The sequence below is a fragment of the Lysinibacillus sp. VIII_CA genome, from assembly GCF_049943995.1.
Lineage (GTDB): Bacteria > Bacillota > Bacilli > Bacillales_A > Planococcaceae > Lysinibacillus > Lysinibacillus pinottii.
On the sequence record NZ_JBNFXM010000004.1, the window covers coordinates 183,339 to 208,725 of the forward strand.

Here is a 25,387-nt window from a genome sequence, read left to right on the forward strand (position 1 = left end):
CGATGGAGGCATCCTTTTTTACTGCCAGTGTGCTGGACGTTTAATATAAGAAGGTAGTTTGGTAGTGTTATCGCCCTGTGCGGCGTTGATTTGCATTTGTGTTAAAAATAAACTTGTCGATAGATCAGCACCACGTAAATTGGTATCACGCAGATCGGCCCCAATGAAATCTACCCCTTGTAAATTGGCTCCTTGTAAATTGGCAGCAATTAAATAGCCACCTCTTAAATCAGTAGCTCGCAAATCTTTACCCTGAAAATTTTTACCTATCCAATCAACGCCGCGCTGATTCAATTTGAGAGAAGCTTTCCCCTTTACAAGATGTTGTCGCATTTGTTCGCTAGTTTTTAAAAGAAGAGCATTTACTGGCATACGAATAGCCATCATGTCCAGTGCCAATAAACCATTAGCGTCAAGTTCCGCTGCCTGCTGTAGCTGTTCTAATTGAACGAGGAGCTGTTCATGGAGCATACTGTCAATTTGATAGGATAGAGCTTCCGCTACATAAGCAATCATTTCATATAGCTGCTCCATAATTGGAAACACTTGAAACATTTTGTCAGCAAGTTCTCGTGATTGGCGCCAATCTTGCCCTTTAAATGTCACTTGGGAAACGTGCTGACCGGCACCTAAGCAATCAAATACAGTACAGCCTTTATAGCCGCTCATCCTTAGCTTGCTATGAATTTGACAGCTATAGTCCTCTGTTAAATTGGAGCATGGCTTGCCTGCTGGTTTATGCATGGCAAAATCACTGGAAGCGACTATATTTAATGCTGTACAACATAATCCAAAGCAGCTTGGGCAATCTGCCTGTAAGCTTTCTCGAATTGTCATGCCAAACGATGTGTCTCTAATTGTTCGATTAGACATCCTTTTTTTCCCTCTCTTCCCTCATGAACTTTGCTATTATTTTAGCACGGGCATATTAGGTTATGAAATATGCAGATAACCATATTTTGAAAGACAGGTGTGATTATGTTATTCTTCTTCACAAGACGTTGTATAGAAAATTTAGAAAAGTAGTGGTGGTTGAACATGGGGTAACGGTGAAAGATTTATTGCAATTGCCTTCCTTTCGCGGGGCAGAGGTTTTAACAGGTCGAGATAATCTGCATCGCACGGTCTCTTCTTTATCTGTTTTAGAAGTATCGAATGTTGATTTTTATTCGAAAATTATTAATCGTGTGCAAGAGGAATGGTATGCAGAAGAGCTGGTGATTAGCTCCTTTTATTCCATTCGAGATAGTGTGGAACAGCAATGTGAGACAATTCAGCATTTACACGATTTAGGAGAGCTGGGCCTTATCTTATATTATGTGGGTATTGTGTTGCCACATATACCAGAGGAAGTGCTTGCCTTAGCCGAATCTCAAGGGTTTATAATTATCTGTATGCCCAAAAATGATTATTCTCTCCGTTATAATGAAGTTATTTATGAAGTTATGGAAGCGATTGTTAGTAATCAGGGTGTTAATGACCATTTCGTTAAAGAAACCTTAGAGAAGGTATCCTTATTGCCTGAGCATTTAAGAAGTGTGGAAATTACATTGAAAATGCTATCAGATCGCTTGAAAGCCAATATTCTGCTAACCAATAGTCATTTGGATATTATCAATCAAGTCATGTGGCCAAGAAATTCATCATTAGATGTGGTCTACGCTATCCATGAATGCTCACAATCACAAGTTTTTCGTGAAACAGGTAAATTTGAGTTAAAACAAAGTGACATCTCATGTGTGATTGACTATAAAAGAGTGCATCAAAAAAATGGGGAGCCTCTCTTTTTATTCCTTATAAAGGAAAATACCGATTTACCTGCCAAGACAATTGAAAAGGTGAGTGAGGTTGTCCAAGTCGCCATTAATTTATGGGGAGACAAGCATGATGAGGTCAGCGAATATGCCCTGGTCAAAGCAATCATCAATGATGAAAGTGAAAAAATGAGAAGATTAGCCAATCTCCTGCATATTGATGTTTCTGCTATTCAAATGATGTGGTTAGTATATATGCATGATTTAGCGGATGAAAAAAAGGTTCGAGATGAGCTAGAAGAGCAGTTGTCTAAATATTATCAAACAAGAGTCATTCAATGTATTGACCACTGTATGATTGTGCTACTCGGAAATTGCTTGTACAAGCACCATGAGTTTGAAATTACTGTCGAATTTAATGAAACTACCAATTATGCTGGACAAATCGTAGAAATCGTCTATGCACCCAAAATGAAAAACACGAAGGCCGTTCGTCAGATGTATCAGTTAGTCAATCAGGTAGGGGATAAAGCCCACACGATATACCCCATGCGAAAATTATTTACGGCAGCTGAGGTTCGTTCCATGAAACGAGCTATTGCTGTAAGTAAGCAAGGGGAAGAAATGATTGAGGAATATTTATCGGTCATTGAACCCATCTTACATGATCATGATACATTACAGACATTGATTACCTTTTTATTAGATGCAAATGCAAGTATGGAGCGCTGTGCGGAACTACTTTATATTCATAAAAATACGGTGAAATATCGTATCAAAAAAATTAGCGAGCTGATTGGCACAGATGTAACTATTTACGCCGAATTTTATGATGTGTATATGGCTTGCATGCTCTATCGATTAATTAATGATTAAAATAATCTGAAATTTTGTTATTTTGAACAAAATTTCAGATTATTTTTTTTATTTAGGCAAAAGACTCCCTTCTATGCTTTCTTTATAATTAAAAACATTCATCCATCAACTAAGTATAAGGAGGGAGTCGCTTGAGAAATGACAACAATGTTCAATCATGGTATAGCTTAGGGATTATTTGGGGTGGTGCCATGATATGTATTCCTAGTTTATTGGTAGGAAATACACTCATTACAAGTATGAGCTTATCGAAGGCACTGGCTGTAGCATTTGTAGGCTACGCAATCGTCGTCTTCATTATGGTATTACAAGGAATGCAAAGTAGTGATTTAGGTAGGCCGACTGTCCATGTTGCTGGGCAAGTGTTTGGGAAAAAAGGCTCTCGTACGATTTTATCTATTATCCTAGCAATCGCTTGCTTAGGGTGGTTTGGTATTCAGGCTAATGTTTGTGGGGTTGCCTTAGCGAATTTGCTTTCCATCTATCACTTGAATATATCGGTTCCTCTAGCATCGTTCATAAGTGGTATGGTCATGGTGGTCTCTGCTATATATGGCATGAAGGTATTACGTATATTAAGCTATATTGCTGTCCCATTATTAGTCATTATTTGTGTATATGGTTTAGTCCAAACATTAACAGGGGAGCAGCTTGAGTTCATTCGTGCTTACGAGCCACAAGGAAATATGAGTTTTATGGATGGTTTAGCAGTGACCATTGGTTCATTCGCATTAGGGGCAGTCATAGCGGGTGATTATTCGCAATATTCCAAAAAACGTTCGGATGTTTTCAAGGCCGCTACGTTAGGAATTATTCCTGCTGGAGTGTTAATGATTGGCGTAGGAGCTATTTTAACAATTGCTTATCAAACAAGTGACATTACCGCAGTCTTTTTGCATATTGCTACACCATTTATCGGCGGGGTTGGCTTAATTTTAGCCACTTGGAAAACCAATTTGGTCAATGCAATTTCAGGCGGTATTGCCTTAATTAATGTATTTGACGTAGCAAAAAACAAAGAGAGAATGGCGATTTTTGTTGCTGGGACAATCGGTACGATTTTAGCAGTCGTAGGGATTTTAAATTACTTCACACCAATTATGTCCATTCTATCCGCGATGATTCCACCTGTTGCAGGTGTTATGATTGCTTCTTATTGGGTTATCCATAAAGGACATAAAGATAGCTGGGCTGAGGTAGAAGGCGTTAATCGCTTAGGGGTGTTTTCTTGGCTAGTAGGGGCAGTGATTGCCTGTATGCCCGTTGTATTCTCTTTCGTTCCTGGATTGCCGACATTACCTAATCAACCGATGATCGGCATTATTATTTCATTTCTTATTTATTATATTGGGTATCGTGTATCCGTACAAAAAACTGCCATATTGGAGGAACATAGATGAGATATTTAGATCAAGCGGCTATTGAACATATAGCTATAGGTGCAGCATTTTTAGGAACAGGTGGTGGTGGAGATCCGTATATTGGGAAATTAATGGCGCTTTCTGCCATTGAAAAAAATGGTCCTGTTAGGCTGTATTCCGTGGAGGAAATGGAAGATGAGGATTTTTTCATTCCCGCAGCTATGATGGGAGCACCATCAGTTTTAGTCGAGAAATTTCCTCGTGGTGATGAGTTTGTAAAAGTTTTCCAAAAGCTTGCGCAGTATTTAGGGAAAGATAAAATTGCCGGTACATACCCGATGGAAGCGGGTGGGGTCAATTCAATGATTCCAATTGTGGTGGCTGCACAGCTAGGTTTACCTTTGATTGATTGCGATGGTATGGGGCGGGCATTCCCAGAGCTGCAAATGGTGACGTTTAACTTAGATGGTATTTCCGCAACGCCTATGGCCATCACAGATGAAAAAGGCAATATCGGCATTTTTGAAACGATTGATAATAAATGGACAGAGCGTATTGCCCGCGCCGCTACTGTTGAAATGGGCGCTAGCTCTTTGGTGAGCCTGTATCCAACAACTGGTGCTCAACTAAAGAAAAGTGGTGTGCATCATATTGTGACACTTTCTGAAAAAATCGGTGAAATTATTGCCTCTAAAGATCAAGAGGTGAACGATAAGCTTGCAAGCCTTTTAAAGCTCATTGCAGGGTACGAGCTATTTCAAGGGAAAATTGTCGATGTAATTCGCGAAACGAAGGGTGGCTTTAACTTAGGGAAAATGCTTCTAGAAGGAATTGATGGCTATAAAGAGGGTCAGATGAAGGTTCATTTCCAAAATGAAAATTTACTGGCAGAAAAGAACGATCAAGTTGTTGCGATGACACCAGACCTGATTTGTTTAGTCGATTTTGAAACCTTGTTGCCTGTGACGACAGAAAGTTTAAAATATGGCAAACGTGTGCGCGTAATTGGTTTACCATCACATGAAAAATGGCGCACAGCAAAAGGGATAGAAACTGCAGGACCAAAATACTTTGGCTATAATTATGATTTCGTGCCAATTGAAGAATTGGTGAAAAAGGGGGTAGCTGAACATGTATAAGATTGGAATTGACGTAGGTGGAACAAATACAGATGCTATTCTTTTAGATTATAATAGTCAGCTAATTTATAGTGTAAAGTCACCGACAAGTTTAGATATTAAATCAGGTATTGAACAATCATTGCAGCAATTATTACAAGGTGCAAACATTGATAAAACGAAAATTACACATGCCATGCTAGGGACAACACAATGTACCAATGCCATTGTTGAGCGTAAAAAGCTAGCAAGGGTTGGTGTTATTCGACTAGGTTATCCAGCTACAGCCTCGGTGCTACCTTATACAGCTTGGCCTTCCGATATGATTGATAAATTATCAGGGAATTATGCAATCGCACATGGAGGCTATGAATACGATGGCCAGCTATTGAGTGCGCTTAATCACGCAGAGATTACAAAGCTCTTAGAAGAGTGGCGTGACCAGGTAGAATCAATTGCCATTGTAGGTGTCTTTTCATCTATTAAAAATGATCAAGAATTGCAGGTTCGTGACTGGATTCGAGCGATCTATGGGGAAGATTTCCCGGTTTCTTGCTCATCACTAATTGGCTCTGTAGGCTTAATTGAACGTGAAAATGCAACGATTTTAAATGCCGCTTTATGCAAGGTCATTGAGACGACAACACAGGGCTTTATTCAGGCACTTCAAGCGGAGGGTATTTTCAATGTAGACGTGTACCTATGTCAGAATGACGGAACATTAATGTCCATCGACTATGCAAAGCAATTCCCAATCTTGACGATTGCTTGTGGGCCTACTAATAGTATAAGAGGGGCTTCGTATTTATCACAAATTCAAAATACAATGGTATTAGATGTAGGTGGTACGACTTCGGATATTGGCGTGTTACAATATGGATTCCCCCGAGAATCTTCAGTCGCAGTGGAGGTAGGGGACATCCGCACTAACTTTAGAATGCCTGACATTATTTCAGTCGGGCTAGGTGGTGGTAGTATCGTTCGAGTGAAGGAAAATAAAATTACCGTTGGCCCCGATAGTGTCGGTTATAAAATTAGTGAAGAGGCATTAGTATTTGGTGGGTCAACTATGACAACCACAGATATTGCCGTCCGTTTAGGTCTTGCAGAAGTAGGAGATCGAAATTTAGTGGCACATATTGATGAAGCATTCGCTAAAGCCGTTCAAGAAGAAATTTCTTCATTACTAGAACAAGCCATTGATAAAATGAAAACATCATCAGAGGATGTATCGCTTGTTTTAGTGGGCGGTGGTAGTATTATTGTGCCAGAAAAAATTCATGGTGTTTCTACTATTGTTAAATCAGAATTTGGCGGTGTGGCAAATGCGATTGGAGCATCCATTGCACAAATTAGTGGGCAATACGAGCAAATTTATATTTATTCTAAAGAACCTCGGGAGGAATCTTTAGAGGATGCACAAAATAAAGCAGTAAAACAAGCTGTATTAGCAGGTGCCCTTGCGGAAACAATCGAATTGGTTGAAGTGGAAGAAACACCATTAGCGTATCATCCAGAAAACGCAACAAGATTAAAAGTAAAAGTTGTAGGCAAAATGGTGTAGCGATGAAAAGAGTCGTAAAAAGGGCTCTTCTCAGACTGTAGACAAAAGTCATCGAGAAATGTATTCTCGATGGCTTTTGTCATTTTTCTTTCTCTTTCATTTTCAATATTTGGTAAATCATTGCTGTATCCAACATACTCTTCGAGCATAAATGCTCTCTTAAGCTGTCTGCCACGTCCAAGTAGCTAGTTTCTTTAAATTAATTCATGGCAGCAAAAGTAAGCATCGCCTGCATGGATCGAATACCAAAAACGTACTGAATAAACGTCATTTTAAAGAGAACAACAGGATCAGTACTAGGACGCCCATTAGGTAAATAGAGCTGTTCGACTAAAGGATAGATAAATGAAAAATCAATAGCAGCCTCTAGTTTTCGCACTAAATGATTGTTGGGAACTAATGGATCAATCGTTAACATTTCTAATTGTTCTCGTTCATTGGATGGATTCTTCGTCATCATCGTTTATCACCTCAAAAATTTACTTTTCAACACCCTATGTAGATGGAGTACTTTATGTAGAAGTTGATGGGAACGAAGGGCGGCGACTCCTGCGGGAAAAGCGGGAAAGTCGAGATCCTGGACTGAGCGAGGCGAGGGAAGCAGCTCGACCCCGCCCGCGGAAAGCGTCCGCCCGTAGTGAAAATCAACGACTTTACTTTATTTCATTGTAAAACAAAAAAGACTGTAGGCAATCTCTCAAATTTTTTGAGTTTGTCTACAGTCTGAGAAGAGTCCTAAAAAGGGCTCTTCTTTTTTTTACTTCATGATAGTGGAATTAATAGCACTCTTCGGACTAATCTGTACGTCCTAATTTCTCCTTTTTGGTTTGTCTTTTAAGTTTTTCATTCATCATTTTCTTGTTAAGAATGCTTACTCTATCAACCATTAGCAATCTCATATCCTCTACAATATATTGGGCTAACTTCGGATATGTCATCTCCTTCAATACCGAGTCGGAATTTTTGCCCTTGAATGCCCCCTCTATTTGTAAACTCAATATAGTAGTAAAATAGCACCATTTTTTCCATTTTGGTTCCGCCTTTTGTTGTCTTTGTGTCCTCGCAATGTATTCTGTTTTAGACTTTATTGATAGCTGAAGAGAGCTCATGCTATACAAGTTAAATGTTTCATTTTAATCAAACGAGGCTCTCATTTCCTTTTTCTTGTATTTGGTACTTGAAAATAAAGAAGTCATAGTGTAATATCTGACTAGTACACTATGACACGAGGTGTTGAGTATGAAAAGTTTTGTAGGACTTTTAAAAAAAGAATGGGTACTTTACCGCTCATGGTTTTTAATGGGGATATTTGCGGGAATTATGTTTTCTTGGATCGTTCCCTATGGATTACATCAATTTGTTGATCTCTTCCCTAAAGAAAATCAGCTAGCATTTGCCTTTACGCTTCTTGTCCTTTTTGTAGGTGGATTTTATTCTGTTTTACAATTTTTAGCGAGTATGCGTTTGGATATTAAAGCTAAGGAAAGCTGGCTCCATTCCACTAGTTCCATCACAAAGCTAGTAGGAGCCAAGATGGTCTGTTCGCTCATAGGCTATGCGCTTTTTAATACGCTCTTTGTGGGTATTGCCATCTTTAATATAAAAGAAGAGTTTATCGCAAATATTGGACAAATCGTATTCGTTTTAATAGGAATTGTGATTGCGTTAACCATTTTCCAATTTATGTTATTTGTTTTACTGTTGTTCTTTTTAGCTTTTTACTTGCAATTGAAGCATGTGATTGGGCGTTTTTCCATTGTATTGACGATGGTTGCTTTTGGACTTACCACATCGGCTTGGGTACGAATAACGGAGAGTCAGTTTTATGACACGGTTTTCCACCGTGGCGCCATTTCGTTAAGCAAATTAGAACCGTTTTTACCCAAAGTAAAAGCAACGACAACGATGGAATGGAGGCTGGGCTCTATTTATGTTGTTGAAGAAGTAGCTTCTATTTTACTCATCGTACTGCTTTTTTTAACGGCATCCAAGTGGCTTGAAAAGGTGGTATTACGATGACGATGGATTTTTCACGTGATAAACCAATTTATAGTCAGCTTGTCGATCGGATATGCGGGGACATTTTAAAGGGGCAGATATTGCTTGGAGATCGACTGCCCTCTGTAAGGGAATATGCAGTCGAAACGGGTGTCAATGTTAATACGGTGCAACGAGTCTATAAGGAGTTAGAGGCAATGAATATAACGGAAACCAAACGAGGACAGGGTACTTTTATTACGACTAATGAGGAACGCATCGAAGGATTACGAGATGATATGAAAAATAAGTTAGCCGAAAGTTTTTTAACATCTATCGAGGCGTTGGGATTTTCCAAAGAAGAAATGCTCGTTGTATTAAAAAATAAAGCATGAGGTGAAGGAATGTTACAGCTATTAAATGTGTCTTTTCAGTATAAGAATAAGCCCATTTTACAGGATTTATCCTTTTCCTTTCCTATTGGACAGATCATTGGGCTCGTTGGGGAAAATGGTAGTGGTAAATCTACACTTCTCAAAGTTTTAGCTGGCTTATTACGCTCCTCAACTGGTGAAGTGGTATTGAATGGTCAACCAATTACTCGACGAAGTGCGGATCAAATTGCTTATTTACCAGATACTGATTTGTTTTTTGATTATTATACGGGGGAACAGCTCTTTCAGCACTACGCTTCTCAATTTGAAGACTTTTCCTATGATAAGGCATGTATAGTAGCTGAATTTTTACAGGTGGATAAAAATAAGAAGCTACGTCAATTATCAAAAGGGAATCGTGGACGTATGAAAATGGCTGCTACACTGGGCCGAGAAGTTCCTTATTATTTAATGGATGAACCATTTGCTGGGCTAGACCCCATTGTGCGAGAGCAGCTCATTAAAGGTTTAATTCAATTTACGGACATTGAAAATCAAACGATTTTGCTGTCTACGCATGAATTATATGAGGTTGAACCTATTTTAGATCAAATTATTTTATTAAAAGCTGGCTCTATCACAGCTTATGAAGACGTAGAGACATTGCGTGATGTGACCAATAAAGATGCGGTTCAATGGATGAAAGGTTTTTATGGTCATTCTTCCAATGATAAAGATCGCCAACACTTTTAACGATAAAGGCTCAGGCGTAACTAAAAAGAAAGGGTGAATAAATATGACAGAACCAATTGTTCAATTGCAAAATCTATCGAAAACCATTCGTGGAAAGCAATTAATACAACAATTAAACATTGATTTATATCCAGGACAAATTACAGGTTTTTTAGGACCCAATGGGGCAGGGAAAACAACAACGATTCGTATGATGACGGGCCTTATGCATCCAACAGAGGGCAAGGTCATCATTGATGGACTATCGCTACAGGAGCATTATGAGGAAGCGATTAGCAAGGTTGGTGTGATTGTCGAAAATCCAGAAATGTATAAATTTATGTCGGGCTATAAAAATTTATTGCATTTTGCACGTATGCATAAAAATGTTTCAAAGGAACGAATCATGGAGGTCGTTAAACAGGTTGGTCTAGAAAATCGTATCCATGAAAAGGTTGCAACGTATTCTCTTGGTATGCGTCAACGACTAGGGCTTGCTCAGGCGCTATTACATCGACCAAAATTTCTAATATTAGATGAACCAACGAATGGTTTAGACCCAGCTGGTATTCGCGAATTCCGTATGTACCTTCGCAAAATTGCGGCAGAAGATAACGTGTCGGTTTTTGTATCCAGTCACTTATTATCTGAAATTGAGCTAATGTGTGATCGAGTGGCCGTCATTCAAAATGGGAAGCTAATCGACATTCGTGAAATTCATAATGAAAGCACGTCGTTTTACTATGTGGAAGCACAGCCACAAGAGCAGGTTTCTGCCCATCTGGCACAACATGATTACAAGTTTGAGGCAATGAAACAAGGCTATGTAATTGAATTGAAGAAAGAGGATGTTCCTGCATTGACATTAGGGCTTGTGCAAGCAGGTATGCAACTATTTGCCGTACAGCCACATCAGAAAACATTAGAGGATCAATTCTTAGAAATGACTGGAGGCGGACAAATTGCTGAAGCTAATTCAAAATGAATGGATGAAATTATGGCATAAAAAAGGGACGTGGGCAATGGTCGCTATGCTTGTCCTTGTCATTCTAGTTCCTGGCGGCATCATGAAATATTATGAGGGTAAATCATCAGATGAGGGATCATGGCAGGAGATAGAGCAGCAGTCTATCCAAAATAATAAGGCAATGCTGGCAGAGGAGGACATATCCGAGGAAGACAAAGCATTTTTTGAAGAGCGAATTGCTATTTCGGAGTACCGATTAGCCCATGATGCGCCGAGTCAAGAAGATAGCAGCCTTGCAAGCTTTATGTCCTTTACAAGCAATATGCTAACACTTGTCACTTTATTTACGGTGATTACTGCCGCAAGTATTGTCTCCAGCGAATTTTCAACAGGTACTATTAAAATGCTGTTGACTCGTCCTATGTCCCGTGCGAAGGTGTTAACGTCTAAATTATTGACAACCTTCTTATTCGGTTTGTTTTTAGTTGCTGTAAATGTAGTTGTGAGTGCAATTGTAGGTTTAGTATTATTTGGTGTAGGCTCAGGTGTGGAATTAGAGATTGTTAATGGTCAGGTGGCTGAAAAGGCAGTATGGAATGATTTAGCCTACCATTATCTATTATCTGGCGGTGATTTTGTTATGTCTACATTATTTGCCTTTTTAGTTGGTTCAGTATTCCGTTCGAGCTCATTAGCAATCGGCTTAACGATGTTCCTGTCATTTACAGGTGGCATGATCATTATGTTCTTAAGTAGATACGACATTGTCAAATACATTTGGCTAACACATGCAGATTTAACTCAGTATGAAAAAGATATGTTAATGGTTCCAGATATGACAATGCCATTCTCGCTAACTGTATTAGCTATTTATGCTGTAATTTTCCTAGTGATTAGTTATACATCCTTTATGAAACGAGACGTTACTGCATAATTTAAAGAAGAACTGTGCCCTAATGCTTTATTAGGGTACGGTTTTTTTACATCAAGAATTATTAAAAAAGTATTTATTTTTTTTCAAATTGCGCCTATAATAATAGCAACTTAATGAAAACGCTTTTTTTTCATAAAAGTGGTCTAGACAACTATACCAAAGGGGGATAAAGAATGTTTGCTTTCTTACAAAAAATCGGTAAGTCACTTATGTTTCCAATCGCGACATTACCGGCAGCAGCCTTGCTTTTGCGTTTAGGTTCTGGGGATATGCTTGGAGCAGTGCCGAATGAAGCCATTCAGTACATTGCTAGTATTATGGCCGCTTCTGGGAATGCTATACTAGGCAATTTACCTATTATTTTTGCGATTGGTATTGCGATGGGGTTAGCACATGATAGCAGTGGGGGAGCAGCTCTTGCAGGTGCGATTGCTCACCTCGTATTAGTAGCCGTTTTAGGGACGGTTAATGAAGAATTAAATATGGGTGTGTTTGGTGGTATTATTGCCGGTATTACGGCAGGCTTACTGTATAACAAATATTATAATGTGAAATTTCCAGAATGGTTATCATTCTTTGGTGGACGGCGGTTTGTACCAATTATCACGTCCATCACTATGGCGATTTTAGGGAGCATTTTAGCCATTGCTTGGGGACCAATTCAGGGCGGTATTGATGCTGTCGGCAATTGGATGATCGGTGCAGGATCACTTGGCGTTGGGATGTATGGTTTCTTCAACCGTCTATTAATACCAGTTGGTCTTCACCATGTAATCAATACGGTTATTTGGTTTGATTTCGGTGAATTTACGAATGCCGCGGGTGAAATTGTGAAAGGGGATATCCATCGTTTCTTAGCAGGCGATCCAACAGCTGGACATTTCCAAGCTGGTTTCTTCCCAATAATGATGTTCGGTTTACCAGCAGCTTGTCTTGCGATGTATTTCACAGCGAAAAAAGAAAAACGACCGATTGTGGGTGGAATGTTCGTATCTATCGCTTTAACAGCCTTTTTAACAGGTGTGACGGAGCCGATTGAATTTTCATTCATGTTCTTATCACCTGTTCTTTATGGTATCCATGCAGTATTAACAGGTATTTCCCTTGCAGTTGCCTATATGGTTGGGTTCCGTGATGGCTTTGGATTCTCAGCAGGGTTAATTGACTACTTGCTAAACTTAGGTTTGGCCGATAAACCATTAATGCTTCTACCATTAGGTTTAGGCTTTGGGGCCATATATTTTGTCGTCTTTTATTTCTTGATTAAAAAACTGGACTTAAAGACACCAGGACGTGAAGATGATGAGGAAGAGGATGGGGAATCAAATTCAGCTATTTCCGATGATATTGATGTACGTGCCTACTACACAATTGAAGCATTAGGTGGTAAAGAGAATATTCAGCAAGTGGATTACTGCACGACTCGTTTACGTATGTCCGTACAGGATGCCAGTGTCGTGGATGAGAAAACATTGAAGCAAACAGGTGCGCGAGGTGTTATGCGTATTAGTAAAACCAATGTACAAGTAATTATTGGAACATCTGTTGAGTTTTTAGCGGAGGCTATGAAAGAACGTCTGCAAAAAGGCAACCCAGCACCTGCTAATGTCCAGTTGCTGACGGAACAGCCTGTAGCGACAGCAGAAGTAAAAAGTGACGCAACAACAACTTTCCATGATTTTGAAATGCCAATGACAGGGGATTTATTACCGTTATCAGAAGTACCGGATGAAGCATTCTCTGCTGGCCTGATGGGTCCTGGTTTTGGGATTCGTCCAACAGATGGAACTGTTTATGCACCGTTTGACGGTCAAGTGGTGATGATTTTCCCAACGAAGCATGCGATCGGTTTAAAATCTGAAACTGGTGTAGAATTATTAATTCATGTCGGTTTAGATACTGTAACACTGAATGGTGAGGGCTTTGACATGCTTGTATCAGATGGTCAAACAATTAAACGTGGAGAGGCATTATTAAAAGCAGACATCACAAAAATAAAGGAACAAGTGCCTTCCATTATTACCCCTGTCGTTTTCACTAGCCTAATGGGGCAAGAGATTACGTTAGAAAAATCAAGTTTCCAAAGAGCAGGCGCTACCAATATTATTTCATTGAAAAAGTAACAAGTCATGGGGCTGTGTGCAGAGGGAACATAGGCAATCATATTGCAAATGGATACCTTTTCAACAGCCCTTGTTCAAGAAGAGGAGATGTTTTTCTTGAGTTTAATAATTCGGAACATCACAGTGGTCAATGCGAGTGGTCGAGATGAACAGATGGATGTGTGGATGAAGGACGGCAAAATTGCTCAGATTGCCCAGCATATTCACGCGCAGGGCGTTGATCAATTAGAGGGTTCAGGAAAGTTTTTATTGCCAGGATTTATTGACATGCATATTCACGGGTCTGCCCAAATGGATACGATGGATGCATCTGATGAAGGGTTACATATCATGGCCCAATCACTATTAAAAGAGGGTACAACCAGCTTTTTAGCCACTACGATGACGCAAAGCTTTGACAAAATCGAACGGGCCATCGTCAATGTGGCACAATTTCAGCCAAAGTCAGATGAAGCGGAAGTACTTGGTCTGCATATTGAGGGACCTTTCGTATCGAAGCAGCGTGCAGGAGCTCAGCCACTTGATTATATTGTCCAGCCAGATATGGAAGTCATTAAAAAATGGCAAGCATTAAGTGGTCAAAAAATTAAACAAATTACGCTGGCACCGGAGGAACCTAATGGAATGGCAGCTGTCCAAAGCCTTTCTGAAAGTGGCGTTATTGTATCAATTGGTCATTCCGACGCTACATTTGAGCAAATGCAGGAAGCTGTTCAATTAGGTGCATCACAGGGGACTCATTTATACAATCAAATGCGTCCATTCCATCATCGTGATCCAGGTGTGGTTGGTGGTGTTTTGCTAGTAGATGCCATAAAGGCTGAACTAATTGTTGATTTTATTCATATGCATGAAGGAGCTGTGGAAATGGCTTATCGCTTGAAGGGGGCAGACGGCATTATTTTAATAACGGATGCGATGCGAGCGAAGGGTATGCCCTACGGTGAATATGATTTAGGTGGTCAATTGGTGCATGTGACAGAATCAGGCGCACATTTATCGAACGGTTCACTGGCAGGCAGTATTTTAACAATGGATCAAGCAGTACGAAATATGCGTCAGATTACCAACTGTACATTGGAGGAGCTTGTGAAAATGTCCAGCTATAATGCTGCCCAGCAATTAAAATTAACGAACAAAGGGCAGCTTACAGAAGGGTATGATGCGGATGCAGTGATTGTAGATGAACACTTGCTGCTCCATCAAACGATTAAAGCTGGCCGGATCAGGGTGCAGACAAACAATTAGGAAGAAATGTTTGAAATGAAAAGGTGATAGATGATGAATACCTATTTTCAACAAGTCAATCGCTATTTAACAATGGTGGCACAACAAGAAAGTGAACAAATTAACCGTGTAGCTCAGTTAATCGTTAAACGTCTAGTACAGGGAGGCATTATCCAGTTATTTGGTTCAGGTCATTCCATGTTATTAGCACAAGAATGTTATTTCAGGGCTGGCGGCTTAGTTCCAGTCAAACCGATACACATTGAATCCTTAATGCTACATCAGGGAGCCCGGCAATCTTCACAAAATGAAAAGAAGCAAGCATTTTTAGCTCCCTATAAGGATGAGCTACAGTTTGATGACAAAGATGTTTGTATCATCATTTCAACCTCTGCCAACAATCCAGTACCAATTGATATGGCGATTTACGCAAAAGAAGCAGGTGCGCATACGATATCACTACAATCATTGGCCTATCAACAGCAGCCATCACGCCATCCCTCAGGTCAACGTTTAGAGGATATCGTGGATGATGTTTTAAATACGCATGTACCACTAGGGGATGGGGTTTTAACAGTTGATGAGTTCCAATATGGACCTGTATCTACCGTATTAGGGGCAGCGCTACTAAATGCTCTATGCGCTCAAATCATTGAAATTCTGCATGAACAAGGCGCCAGCTTACCCGTATTTGCTAGCAGTAACTTAGGGAACACCAATAATGATGAGCTCATTGAACAATATGGTCAGCGTATTCATTTTTAAGACCTTAGGAAAAGGAGGATATGTGGTGAACATAGAAAGATTTAATTCAAAAGAAGATTTATATGCACGAGCCGTTGCCATCATTGCGGCTGCTAAAAATAATGGGTCCACAACGTTCGGGCTAGCTACTGGTGGAACGATGGAACCGTTGTATGCTAAAATCTGTAAAACAGATATTGATTTTTCGAATTGCATCAGCTTTAATTTGGATGAATATGTAGGGCTTGAAGCTAACCATGAGCAAAGCTATGCCTATTACATGCATCAGCATTTATTTCACGAAAAACCATTCCAAGCTTCTTATTTACCAAATGGCTTAGCGACGAACCCTTTAGAGGAAGCAGCTCGCTATGAAGCGCTATTACAACAACATTCCTTAGACTTTCAATTGCTTGGTATCGGACAAAATGGCCATATTGGCTTCAATGAACCAGGTACACCATTTGAGTCCTTGACACATCTTGTAACATTGGAAGAATCGACTCGTCAAGCCAATGCTCGCTTCTTTTCATCGATTAATGAAGTGCCCACGCAAGCGTTCACTATGGGGATTCAATCTATTATGCGTGCAAAATGCATTTTGTTAATTGCAGTGGGAGAAACTAAGCGTGAAGTATTAGAGCGTGTGCTGGCCTCTGATTATACAGAGGAAATTCCAGCAAGTGCTTTAACCAAACATCCAAATGTCATCATTTTAACAGATTTACAAGTAGAGGAGAATAAATCATGAAAACACAACAATTTACAGTAATCGATCCGTTAGGAATTCATGCACGTCCAGCAAGCCAGCTTGTGGCAAAAGCTACACCATGCGCTTCCGCAATTGAAGTGCGTACTGAAGAAAAAGCAGCGAATTTAAAATCAATTCTTGGCGTAATGGGATTAGCTTTAAAGCAAGGTTCTCAATTTACACTATATGTAGAGGGGGAAGACGAAGATCAAGCATTTGAGGCATTAGCAACATTACTGACAGAAATGGGGCTTGCACAATGACACATCTCGCTGGTATTGCCGCTTCAGACGGCATTGCCATTGCTAAAGCGTATCGGTTTGTACAGCCGAATTTAACATTTAGCCAAACAACGGTTCAAGATGTTCAGGCGGAGCAGCAACGTTTAGCCGCTGCTCTTGCCAAAACGGAGCAAGAGCTAGAGGCCATCAAACAGCAAACATTAAAAAAATTCAGTGCCGAGGAAGCAGCCATCTTTGAAGCGCATTTATTAGTGGTGAAGGACCCAGAATTAATTGGGCCTATCAATCAAAAAATAGCTGATGAAGGAGTCAATGCAGAATTTGCCTTACATGAAGTTTCATCAATGTTTGTGGCGTTATTTGAAAGTATGGATGATGAATACATGAGTGCACGTGCTTCAGATATTAAAGATGTGACCAACCGCATTTTAGCACATTTACTCGGTGTACATATTCCTAACCCAAGTAGTATTAGTGAACAGGTGATTATTGTAGCTAATGATTTGACTCCTTCAGAGACAGCTCAATTGGATCGTAACTTTGTCCTAGGCTTTATTACGGATATTGGGGGGCGCACCTCTCATTCAGCCATTATGGCACGTTCATTAGAGATTCCAGCAGTAGTTGGAACTGGTGTAGCAACGACTACGATTCAAGATGGAGATATATTAATCGTGGATGGTTTATCCGGTCAAGTGTTTGTCAATCCAACGGCTGATGTGATCGTTAGCTATCAAGAAAAAGCCCAAAGCTATCATACTCAACAAGCGGAATGGTCGACCTTAGTAAACGAACAAACGGTGTCCAAAGACGGTGTACATGTAGAGCTAGCCGCTAATATTGGCTCTCCAGGCGATTTGGAGGGCGTATTGCGCCATGGGGCTGAAGGAATTGGCCTATATCGTACAGAGTTTTTATATATGGGCAGAGAAAACCTGCCATCTGAGGATGAGCAATTTACGGCTTATCAAACGGTTCTTGAGGGAATGCAGGGGAAGCCAGTAGTCATTCGCACACTAGATATTGGTGGAGACAAACATTTGCCCTATCTACCGCTACAGGAGGAAATGAATCCATTCCTTGGTCATCGTGCCATTCGTCTATGCTTAGAGCAACAGGAATTATTCCGTACGCAATTGCGCGCTCTACTGCGAGCATCTGTATATGGAAACCTCAAAATTATGTTCCCGATGATAGCGACTATTCAAGAGTTCCGTGATGCCAAAGCGATTTTGTTAGAAGAGCAAGAAAAGCTAAAAGCAGCGGGGGAGGAAGTAAGTGCTGACATTGAAATTGGTATGATGGTTGAAATTCCTGCTACAGCAGTGATGGCTGATGTTTTTGCGAAGGAAGTGGACTTTTTCTCCATTGGAACGAATGATTTAATTCAATATACAATGGCTGCAGATCGTATGAATGAAAAAGTATCTTATTTATATCAGCCGTATAATCCAGCTATTTTACGCTTGATTCAAATGGTCATTCATGCCGCCCATCAAGAACAGAAATGGGTAGGGATGTGCGGAGAGATGGCAGGCGACGAGCTAGCAGTTCCTTTATTGCTTGGCTTAGGCTTAGATGAATTTTCAATGAGCGCAACATCCATTTTGAAAACACGCTCTTTATTGAAGCGCCTGTCTGTTAAGGACATGCAAGCTTTAGCGACTGAGGCGTTACAAGTAGCAACAGCTGAAGAGGTTATGGAAAAAGTAAAGCAAGCGGTGAAATAACTTTTCTATTAGCTACACGTGGTAAATGGTTCAGGCTGTAGATGAGCTCAAAAAAATGTTGAGTTGTCTACAGTCTTTTTTCTTTTTCACAGCAAAACCCGATTTTTTTGCCATGACATAAAATCATCTCCTCCATACGTGTGCTTGGAGATAAAAAAGTAGTTGAAGTGCTCTTCAACTACTTTTTATTGAATTTATATATGCTTTGAAATAAGTTGTTGAAGCTTTTCTGGAAGCGTCGGTAGATCATGCATCGTAATCGTTGTTCGAACGTAGCTTTCATCCATCTCTAGAGCCTCTGCGAAGAAGCTTCCAATCCCTCTTACTTTGCGGTCAATTTGTAATAGAATTTCTGCAGAGTGATTGGACTGCGAGAGGAAAACTATTTCAAGTTCATCTAGATGTCCTCTAAAGGAACCTGTTGGTACAAATTCAAACTCCTGTACAAATGGATAATATCCACGGAAGCGTGCTGGGGCTTGTTCACATTCTGCTTCTCGTAAACGAAAACCTAATTGCCCTATAGCGTCAAGTATATGTGATGCGAGGCTTGTTGGCTCTACACGAATATAATCTTTATCACTTGGGTCTACGGCATTTTTAATATCAAGTCCAGTTTGAATCCAAACTTGCGTTTTGCCCGCACTAATGGGTGTTTCAAAGGGCAGTGTCAATGAAATGGGAATGACCTTCTCTTCACTAGCTGCTAGTGTAAAAGGCTCTGTCACTTTGACTTTTTGTAGAGTGGCCACCTCTGTATGTTTATGATCATTGGACTCTCGTATATATGTCGTATTTATAGATAAATAGATAGAATCCACTTGTTGTTCAACTTGACCACCACGCACGATGATTTCACCTCGCATGACTTCTCCAGCTCGATAAGTATCCTTTTCCAACCTTGTATCAACTGTTGCTGAACCTATTCCAAAACTTGCTAGTGCTTTATGAAAAAAAGACATTCTTACATTCCTCCTACTGACATTGTTAGATATACATACGCACAGTTTGAAAAAAGGTTTCAAGACTCATAAATTTTTCGCCATACTCATTGGAAATCGAAAGAGGGATGGCGATAGCACGAGCAATGAAACCATATCTAGTATCGCTCTCCCGGTGTGGATTCGTATGATAGCGTCTACCAACAAAAAGACATACTTTGATCACATCATAGTTTTCTCAAAACGGTGTGTTCGATTTCTGCACCGTTTATTCATATTTAACCTTTATACTAGTTTTGGCTAGTTTTTAAAGCTGAAATGATGAACAGATAGAGGGTGTTTCAATTGTATAGTTTTTTGTCAGCGATTAGTCAATTTATGAGTGAGCCAATCAACCAATTTTTAAATGCCTATGAGCATTCAGCTTGGGCTATGGCGCTTCTTTTAGGTCTCATAGGGGCACTAGCTCCCTGCCAAATAACCGGTAATATGAGTGCGATTACATTTTATGGAAATAGGACGCTTCAAATGAAAAATAATTGGCAGGATATTCTGTTTTTTATTTTTGGAAAAGTAGTTGTTTTTAGCGGACTTGGTTTTTTAGCATGGTTATTTGGACAATCGTTTGAAACTAAAATGACATTGTATTTCCCCATTTTTCGTCAGGCCATTGGACCAATTATGATACTGACAGGGCTCGTTTTATTAGGTTTATTAAAGCTAAAATTTTTAAATTGCCTATCGAATCTTATTCCTCCTGTTATGAAAGGGGGCAAATTAGGTTCCTTTTTAATGGGGGCTAGTTTCTCTATTGCCTTTTGTCCAACCATGTTTGTGCTGTTTTTTGTATGGCTAATGCCCATTGTGACAGGCACTTCCTATGGGTTTATCTTACCGAGTATTTTTGGGGTTGCCACTTCTGTACCACTACTTATCATGCTTCTCTTCATTTATCTTTTCGATGCTAAGCGTCTCATTTTACGAAGAAGCATGAAGATGGGGAGAGTTATTCAATTAATGGCAGGCATATTGTTACTATTACTAGGTATAATGGACACCATTACATATTGGGGATAACTTAACTTGTAAGATGTAAGGAGCGAACAAAATGAATCCAGATATGAATCTTTTTTTAGCCTTTGGCGCAGGGTTTTTAAACTTTATTTCGCCTTGCACCTTACCGCTCTATCCAGCTTTTATTTCTTATATTACAGGAATGTCATTGGATGAGCTTCAGGGAGACAATAAAAAATTAAGAACGATTGGTATGTTGCATACACTATTCTTTTTAATTGGATTTTCTGTGATTTTTATTTTCTTAGGCTATGGCTCATCTGTTGTGGGGTGGTTTTTCTTCCAGTACCAAGATGTTTTGCGACAGGTTGGGGCTATATTAATTGTGCTGTTTGGTTTAATTATTATAGGTGCTTTATCCCCGAAATTTTTAATGCAAGAAAAACGTATTTCCTTTAAAAATCGTCCCACAGGCTATTTGGGCTCTTTTTTTATTGGTCTTGCCTTTGCAGCGGGCTGGACGCCCTGTACAGGCCCAATTACGGGGGCAGTTTTTATGATGGCTTCCCAGCATCCAGGGATGGGTATGTTTTACATGATCGCCTATGTGTTAGGGTTCGCCATCCCATTTTTCCTTCTATCACAATTTGTCACGAAATTCGCATGGATACGAAAGTATAGTCACATGATCACAAAAGTGGGTGGCTATTTTATGATTGTGCTAGGCATTATTCTATTTTTCGATGGTTTAACAAGAATCATCATTTGGCTAAGCCCCTTGTTCGATGGTTTTTCAGGATTTTAACGACCTTCATCATTTCTCCATACTTCTTTGTTACATTCGTTTTGTTGTAACAAAAGGAGGAAAATAGATGAAATCTAAAGTATGGTTTTCATTACTGACGCTATTGATTTTACTAATAGGCGGGTGTAGTACTAGTAAAACAGCTGACGAATTATCTACTAAACCAATGAACAAGGCTCATGAGGGAATGGATAGGACAAATGGTCATATGAGTCATACAAATCCCTTACAGCTTGCACCTTCTACAGGAGAAAATGAGTTGGTCATCCCACCTTTACTAGAACCAGATGGAGATAATCCAGCTCACTATTCAATTGTCGCACAAGAAGGGACAACAGAGTTTTATCAAGGGGTTCAAACAGAAACCTATGGCTATAACGGGTCCTTTTTAGGGCCGGTGATACGGATTCAATCGGGACAAACTGTGCAATTTTCAACAACAAATGAAATGAGCAAAGAGACAACATTTCATTGGCATGGTTTAGAAATACCAGGTGAGGGGGATGGTGGCCCTCATGAACGAATAGAACCTGGTCAATCGAAGCAGCTGACTTTTAATATCCGCCAGCAAGCAGCTACTTTGTGGTTTCATCCTCACCCAGAAGGACAGACGGCTGAGCAGGTATATAAAGGACTAGCTGGGCTCATTTATGTGGAGGATGAAAATTCACAGCGTTTAGGATTACCTCATGAATATGGCGTGAATGATATTCCGTTAATCTTTCAGGACCGCCAGTTTGATGATCAACAGCAATTGAACTACCAGCAATTCAAAAATAATGATGGGACAATTGGTGATACATTACTCATCAATGGTACGCTCAATCCGAAGCTTCATGTCCGCCAAGAGCCTGTTCGACTTCGATTAGTGAACGGCTCCAATGCTCGGAATTTCACTTTTAAGCTTAGTACAAATGAGAATTTTCAACAAATCGCCACAGATGGAGGATTTTTAAATAGCCCTGTTCCACTAAATAAACTGACCTTAACACCAGGTGAACGTGCTGAAATTATCATCGATTTTTCCAAGCTACGTTCTTCCAATGATTTATCATTGATAAATGAAGAAGGTGTAGTCCTGTTACCGTTTACGATCACAAATGAACGCACTACTCCACAGAAGATGCAGGATGTATTTAATCAATTCTCTACAACTAGTGAAGAACAACAATTACCTGTATCTAAACGTATAGAGCTATTTGGTATGGGGACGATGGTAACGATTAATGGCAAGCAATTTGATAAGAATAGAATTGATTTTGTTCAACAGCAGGGAGTGACAGAAATTTGGGAAATTTACAATAAACCTGATATGATGGGAGGCATGACCCATCCGTTTCATATACACGGCACGCAATTTAAAATTGTATCCATTAATGGTCAGGCGCCACCGCCCAATGAACAGGGCTGGAAGGATACGGTGTCCATTGAACCAGGTGAGTCAGTTAAATTAGCAGTGAAGTTTCAAGATAAGGGCATCTATATGTTCCATTGTCATTTATTGGAGCATGAAGATAATGGTATGATGGGACAAGTAAAGGTAGAATAGAAATTTTTGGTGGATAAAAAGGTAGCTGATTTTTAATCAGCTACCTTTTGTTATTGCTCAAGCTTTGTTAATGTTTTGCCACTCCAGCCAAAAATAACGGTTAGAATCGGGCCGAGTAAACAGAAGAAGGTGAAAGGTAGATAATCCAGTGTGGAAATTCCGAGGACACTTGTGATGAAAATACCACAGACACTCCAAGGGACAAGTGGATTGACAACCGTTCCAGCATCCTCCATGACACGAGATAGGTTTTTAGGAGCTAGGCCAACCTTCGCAAATTGAGCTTTAAATGCTTCACCAGTTAACAGGATAGATAAATACTGCTCACCGATTAATGTATTGATGCCAATGCCAGTAATCGCCGCGCCTGTAATAACTGAGCCAGCACTTTTTAATAAGCTTTCAACCTTGGCTAAAATACTTTGTATGATACCAAGTGTGAATAAGAGGCCACCCATTGTTAAGGCCAGTAGTACAAGTGCAATTGTAAATAGCATGCTATTCATGCCACCGCGTGTCAGTAAGGCATCTACATCCTTATTACCAGAGTGAGAGACATAGCCATCAAATAAAATTTTGAAGACGTCTGAAGCAGGTAGGGGGTCCAGTGTATAAGATAGACCCACTCCAAGAATTGAGACAACCGCTAATGTAATAACGGCAGGAGCTTTATAGAATGTCATAATAACAAGGACAACTATTGGCAATAATGTATACCAATGAATAAGTCCTGTAGACAGCAATCCTTCTTTAAATTGCTCAACCGTATCAAAAGATGTTGCTTCACCTGTTGGCGATAAAATGGCGTATAGTACGAATGAAATCAGGAAAGCAGGGATTGTTGTCCAGCCCATATTTTTAATATGTTCAAATAGATCTACACCGACTGTTCCTGAAGCAAGATTGGTTGTATCGGATAAGGGTGACATTTTATCACCAAAAAAGGCGCCAGAAACAATTGCACCAGCAGTTATTGTTAACGAAATGTCCATGGCACCTGCGATACCCATAAATGCCACACCGACAGTTGCCACGGTTGTTAACGAACTACCAACAGAAATACCTACAATGCTACAAATTAAAAAAACGATGGCAAAGAAAAAGTTTGGTGAAACGGTTAAAAAACCATAGTAGATGAGCGTTGGGATTGTTCCACCCATAATCCAGCTCGAAATTAAAATACCAATAAAGAAGAAAATGAAAACAGCGCCCAATCCAGCACTAGCACCAGCAATCATCCCACCTTCTAAATCGCGAAAGGAAACTCTTTTTAACAATCCATAGGCTAGTAAAAGTGAAATAACCAGAAATATTGGGATATGGGGTGTTGCTTTTAAATACCCAATACTAAAAGCCATTGTGGCAATAATTAAAAGTATAACGAAGCTTGCCTCAATAAATCGAGGGTTGCTTTTAGCTTCAATTCGAAACATATGTAACCTCCTACTAAATACTTCTTCGCTTCAATGCGGTGAAGCCCAAAAGTATTATAGCACGCTAATATTTTTTGTCAATTGACAGAAAATTGAAGAATTCCTTTAAGTTATACAAAATTGTTGTTTTTTATTTTATGTATAAGCAACAACGAGGACGAGCATAACAAATAGGAAAGGTTACATGTTTCGACATTCTTTAGGTAAAAAATAACAGAGGAATATTTATTTAGAATGTAAATGTTGTTTACAATTCCTTAACATTTCAAGTGGTAAACAAATAGAAGGGAAAAAGTAAATTTCAAGTATTTTTATAAAAATAACAGAAAAAATGCTCATATTTAAAGAAAAATAGTGATTTTTATTATTTGATTTCCAACGTTTTCAACTTGGAAACTGCCCTGAAAATAAATGTGGCAAATTTTATATTACAGTTTTGTAAAATCAACACGTAAGTGTTTAAAATTTTGTAGAATTGTGTAAATGTTTTGTTATGATGGTTCAGATATTGATAATTTTTATTTTACAGGAGGAACAAGATGTTCAACTCAAACAAGCAAGATCCTTTTTTTCAGTCCTTATTAAAAATCGCTAAAAATGTGAATGAGGGAATTTATTATGCTCATAATGCCCATATTCAAGATATAGATGCGTTAAAAGAAATTGCCGATACAATGAAAGAATATGAAACAAGCGGCGATAAATTAATTCATGAGCTCATCGTTATGCTTAATAAATCATTTATGACACCAATTGAGCGAGAAGATATTTTAGCTTTAGCGAATAAATTGGATGATGTGATTGATGGAATGGAAGGCTGTATTGCCCACTTCAATATGTACAATTTAACGGAAGTAACGGAGCCAATGCGTCAATTCCTAACATATATTTCGAAGAGTACAGATGAAATGGTACAAGCCATGGAGCTATTAAATAATAAAAAGCTTGTTGAGATGCGTAAACATGCTATTCAAATTAAAGATAACGAACGGGAATGTGATGAAATCTTCCGTTCCTCAATGAAGCAGTTATTTATTCAAGAAAAGGATCCAATGCGCCTCATTGTTTTCAAGGATATTTATGAGCAATTCGAGGATATTGCTGATAGCTGCCAAACAGTGGCAAACACAATTGAAACAATAATTATGCGTAACGCATAAGATGGAGTGTA

General features: G+C 39.4%; 22 protein-coding genes and 1 pseudogene. 19 read left to right on the forward strand and 4 right to left on the reverse strand.

The window, feature by feature from the left end:
* Positions 1-18 precede the first annotated feature (18 nt).
* Positions 19-873 carry a pentapeptide repeat-containing protein gene (locus tag ACP3VS_RS08180; RefSeq protein WP_031419663.1) on the reverse strand — a complete coding sequence of 285 codons (855 nt, stop codon included), beginning with the start codon at positions 871-873 and terminating at the stop codon, positions 19-21.
* Between the two features lie 176 nt (positions 874-1,049).
* Here ACP3VS_RS08180 and ACP3VS_RS08185 point away from each other — a divergent pair, with 176 nt between their 5' ends.
* The 4 genes from ACP3VS_RS08185 to ACP3VS_RS08200 all read left to right on the forward strand — a co-directional run bounded on the left by ACP3VS_RS08185 (position 1,050) and on the right by ACP3VS_RS08200 (position 6,673).
* Positions 1,050-2,630, forward strand: coding sequence for a PucR family transcriptional regulator (locus ACP3VS_RS08185; protein WP_230584374.1), 1,581 nt, complete (start codon positions 1,050-1,052; stop codon positions 2,628-2,630).
* Positions 2,631-2,761: 131 nt separating this feature from the next.
* Positions 2,762-4,030: a cytosine permease gene (locus ACP3VS_RS08190; protein WP_426388526.1), complete on the forward strand. Its 1,269-nt coding sequence runs from the start codon at positions 2,762-2,764 to the stop codon at positions 4,028-4,030.
* Complete coding sequence (locus ACP3VS_RS08195) at positions 4,027-5,130, forward strand: DUF917 domain-containing protein (RefSeq protein WP_426388527.1); 1,104 nt, start codon at positions 4,027-4,029, stop codon at positions 5,128-5,130. Before ACP3VS_RS08190 ends, ACP3VS_RS08195 begins: the two co-directional genes overlap by 4 nt.
* Positions 5,123-6,673 (forward strand): hydantoinase/oxoprolinase N-terminal domain-containing protein, encoded by a 1,551-nt coding sequence (locus ACP3VS_RS08200; protein ID WP_426388528.1) that lies wholly within the window; start codon positions 5,123-5,125, stop codon positions 6,671-6,673. Before ACP3VS_RS08195 ends, ACP3VS_RS08200 begins: the two co-directional genes overlap by 8 nt.
* A gap of 229 nt (positions 6,674-6,902) precedes the next feature.
* Here the strand turns inward: ACP3VS_RS08200 and ACP3VS_RS08205 are convergent.
* Positions 6,903-7,133, reverse strand: a pseudogene (locus tag ACP3VS_RS08205) (transposase); the annotation flags it as partial.
* A 779-nt stretch (positions 7,134-7,912) separates the two neighbouring features.
* On the opposite strand from ACP3VS_RS08205, the gene ACP3VS_RS08210 reads away from it, so the two are divergent.
* From ACP3VS_RS08210 to ptsP, 11 genes are all read left to right on the forward strand, one after another.
* Positions 7,913-8,692: a hypothetical protein gene (locus ACP3VS_RS08210; RefSeq protein ID WP_012293989.1), complete on the forward strand. Its 780-nt coding sequence runs from the start codon at positions 7,913-7,915 to the stop codon at positions 8,690-8,692.
* Positions 8,689-9,045, forward strand: a complete 357-nt coding sequence (locus ACP3VS_RS08215; RefSeq protein WP_012293990.1) for a GntR family transcriptional regulator — start codon at positions 8,689-8,691, stop codon at positions 9,043-9,045. Before ACP3VS_RS08210 ends, ACP3VS_RS08215 begins: the two co-directional genes overlap by 4 nt.
* Before the next feature lie 9 nt (positions 9,046-9,054).
* The gene (locus ACP3VS_RS08220; RefSeq protein WP_426388529.1) at positions 9,055-9,777 is read left to right on the forward strand and encodes an ATP-binding cassette domain-containing protein; all 723 of its coding nucleotides are present in this window, start codon (positions 9,055-9,057) and stop codon (positions 9,775-9,777) included.
* Positions 9,778-9,820: 43 nt separating this feature from the next.
* The gene (locus ACP3VS_RS08225; RefSeq protein ID WP_099805257.1) at positions 9,821-10,741 is read left to right on the forward strand and encodes an ABC transporter ATP-binding protein; all 921 of its coding nucleotides are present in this window, start codon (positions 9,821-9,823) and stop codon (positions 10,739-10,741) included.
* On the forward strand, positions 10,719-11,657 hold the full coding sequence (locus ACP3VS_RS08230; protein ID WP_036161327.1) for an ABC transporter permease: 939 nt from the start codon (positions 10,719-10,721) through the stop codon (positions 11,655-11,657). Before ACP3VS_RS08225 ends, ACP3VS_RS08230 begins: the two co-directional genes overlap by 23 nt.
* A gap of 173 nt (positions 11,658-11,830) precedes the next feature.
* Positions 11,831-13,780 carry an N-acetylglucosamine-specific PTS transporter subunit IIBC gene (gene nagE / locus ACP3VS_RS08235; RefSeq protein WP_012293994.1) on the forward strand — a complete coding sequence of 650 codons (1,950 nt, stop codon included), beginning with the start codon at positions 11,831-11,833 and terminating at the stop codon, positions 13,778-13,780.
* Between the two features lie 96 nt (positions 13,781-13,876).
* Complete coding sequence (gene nagA / locus ACP3VS_RS08240; protein WP_036161330.1) at positions 13,877-15,028, forward strand: N-acetylglucosamine-6-phosphate deacetylase; 1,152 nt, start codon at positions 13,877-13,879, stop codon at positions 15,026-15,028.
* 33 nt (positions 15,029-15,061) lie between these two features.
* The gene (locus tag ACP3VS_RS08245; RefSeq protein ID WP_426388555.1) at positions 15,062-15,772 is read left to right on the forward strand and encodes a sugar isomerase domain-containing protein; all 711 of its coding nucleotides are present in this window, start codon (positions 15,062-15,064) and stop codon (positions 15,770-15,772) included.
* Positions 15,750-16,502 carry a glucosamine-6-phosphate deaminase gene (locus ACP3VS_RS08250; RefSeq protein WP_180276562.1) on the forward strand — a complete coding sequence of 251 codons (753 nt, stop codon included), beginning with the start codon at positions 15,750-15,752 and terminating at the stop codon, positions 16,500-16,502. The genes ACP3VS_RS08245 and ACP3VS_RS08250 overlap by 23 nt, the downstream gene beginning before the upstream one ends.
* Positions 16,499-16,765 (forward strand): HPr family phosphocarrier protein, encoded by a 267-nt coding sequence (locus ACP3VS_RS08255; protein ID WP_426388530.1) that lies wholly within the window; start codon positions 16,499-16,501, stop codon positions 16,763-16,765. Before ACP3VS_RS08250 ends, ACP3VS_RS08255 begins: the two co-directional genes overlap by 4 nt.
* Complete coding sequence (gene ptsP / locus ACP3VS_RS08260; protein WP_031419728.1) at positions 16,762-18,474, forward strand: phosphoenolpyruvate--protein phosphotransferase; 1,713 nt, start codon at positions 16,762-16,764, stop codon at positions 18,472-18,474. Before ACP3VS_RS08255 ends, ptsP begins: the two co-directional genes overlap by 4 nt.
* Before the next feature lie 194 nt (positions 18,475-18,668).
* On the opposite strand, the gene ACP3VS_RS08265 is transcribed toward ptsP, so the two are convergent.
* A complete protein-coding gene (locus tag ACP3VS_RS08265) occupies positions 18,669-19,436 on the reverse strand; it encodes a sporulation protein (RefSeq protein ID WP_012294001.1) in 768 nt (255 codons plus the stop codon).
* A 324-nt stretch (positions 19,437-19,760) separates the two neighbouring features.
* On the opposite strand from ACP3VS_RS08265, the gene ACP3VS_RS08270 reads away from it, so the two are divergent.
* The 3 genes from ACP3VS_RS08270 (at position 19,761) to ACP3VS_RS08280 (ending at position 22,783) form a co-directional block, all read left to right on the forward strand.
* Positions 19,761-20,492 (forward strand): sulfite exporter TauE/SafE family protein, encoded by a 732-nt coding sequence (locus ACP3VS_RS08270; protein ID WP_036215638.1) that lies wholly within the window; start codon positions 19,761-19,763, stop codon positions 20,490-20,492.
* A 31-nt stretch (positions 20,493-20,523) separates the two neighbouring features.
* Positions 20,524-21,234 carry a cytochrome c biogenesis CcdA family protein gene (locus ACP3VS_RS08275; protein ID WP_426388531.1) on the forward strand — a complete coding sequence of 237 codons (711 nt, stop codon included), beginning with the start codon at positions 20,524-20,526 and terminating at the stop codon, positions 21,232-21,234.
* A 67-nt stretch (positions 21,235-21,301) separates the two neighbouring features.
* Positions 21,302-22,783, forward strand: coding sequence for a multicopper oxidase family protein (locus tag ACP3VS_RS08280; protein WP_012294004.1), 1,482 nt, complete (start codon positions 21,302-21,304; stop codon positions 22,781-22,783).
* 50 nt (positions 22,784-22,833) lie between these two features.
* Here ACP3VS_RS08280 and nhaC read toward each other — a convergent pair whose 3' ends face one another.
* Positions 22,834-24,216, reverse strand: coding sequence for a Na+/H+ antiporter NhaC (gene nhaC, locus ACP3VS_RS08285; RefSeq protein WP_031419733.1), 1,383 nt, complete (start codon positions 24,214-24,216; stop codon positions 22,834-22,836).
* A 539-nt stretch (positions 24,217-24,755) separates the two neighbouring features.
* Here nhaC and ACP3VS_RS08290 point away from each other — a divergent pair.
* Positions 24,756-25,376: a DUF47 domain-containing protein gene (locus tag ACP3VS_RS08290; protein ID WP_031419734.1), complete on the forward strand. Its 621-nt coding sequence runs from the start codon at positions 24,756-24,758 to the stop codon at positions 25,374-25,376.
* Positions 25,377-25,387: the final 11 nt, after the last annotated feature.

What these genes read in the sequence shown, in the direction of transcription:
- ACP3VS_RS08290 (WP_031419734.1), top strand. Translation starts at nt 24,756, where the DNA reads ATGTTCAACTCAAACAAGCAAGATCCTTTTTTTCAGTCCTTATTAAAA.
- ACP3VS_RS08180 (WP_031419663.1), bottom strand. Translation starts at nt 873, where the DNA reads ATGTCTAATCGAACAATTAGAGACACATCGTTTGGCATGACAATTCGA.
- ACP3VS_RS08265 (WP_012294001.1), bottom strand. Translation starts at nt 19,436, where the DNA reads ATGTCTTTTTTTCATAAAGCACTAGCAAGTTTTGGAATAGGTTCAGCA.
- ACP3VS_RS08220 (WP_426388529.1), top strand. Translation starts at nt 9,055, where the DNA reads ATGTTACAGCTATTAAATGTGTCTTTTCAGTATAAGAATAAGCCCATT.
- ACP3VS_RS08275 (WP_426388531.1), top strand. Translation starts at nt 20,524, where the DNA reads ATGAATCCAGATATGAATCTTTTTTTAGCCTTTGGCGCAGGGTTTTTA.
- ACP3VS_RS08280 (WP_012294004.1), top strand. Translation starts at nt 21,302, where the DNA reads ATGAAATCTAAAGTATGGTTTTCATTACTGACGCTATTGATTTTACTA.
- ACP3VS_RS08245 (WP_426388555.1), top strand. Translation starts at nt 15,062, where the DNA reads ATGAATACCTATTTTCAACAAGTCAATCGCTATTTAACAATGGTGGCA.
- ACP3VS_RS08255 (WP_426388530.1), top strand. Translation starts at nt 16,499, where the DNA reads ATGAAAACACAACAATTTACAGTAATCGATCCGTTAGGAATTCATGCA.
- ACP3VS_RS08200 (WP_426388528.1), top strand. Translation starts at nt 5,123, where the DNA reads ATGTATAAGATTGGAATTGACGTAGGTGGAACAAATACAGATGCTATT.
- nagE (WP_012293994.1), top strand. Translation starts at nt 11,831, where the DNA reads ATGTTTGCTTTCTTACAAAAAATCGGTAAGTCACTTATGTTTCCAATC.
- ptsP (WP_031419728.1), top strand. Translation starts at nt 16,762, where the DNA reads ATGACACATCTCGCTGGTATTGCCGCTTCAGACGGCATTGCCATTGCT.
- ACP3VS_RS08250 (WP_180276562.1), top strand. Translation starts at nt 15,750, where the DNA reads ATGGTCAGCGTATTCATTTTTAAGACCTTAGGAAAAGGAGGATATGTG.
- ACP3VS_RS08210 (WP_012293989.1), top strand. Translation starts at nt 7,913, where the DNA reads ATGAAAAGTTTTGTAGGACTTTTAAAAAAAGAATGGGTACTTTACCGC.
- nhaC (WP_031419733.1), bottom strand. Translation starts at nt 24,216, where the DNA reads ATGTTTCGAATTGAAGCTAAAAGCAACCCTCGATTTATTGAGGCAAGC.
- ACP3VS_RS08225 (WP_099805257.1), top strand. Translation starts at nt 9,821, where the DNA reads ATGACAGAACCAATTGTTCAATTGCAAAATCTATCGAAAACCATTCGT.
- ACP3VS_RS08195 (WP_426388527.1), top strand. Translation starts at nt 4,027, where the DNA reads ATGAGATATTTAGATCAAGCGGCTATTGAACATATAGCTATAGGTGCA.
- ACP3VS_RS08215 (WP_012293990.1), top strand. Translation starts at nt 8,689, where the DNA reads ATGACGATGGATTTTTCACGTGATAAACCAATTTATAGTCAGCTTGTC.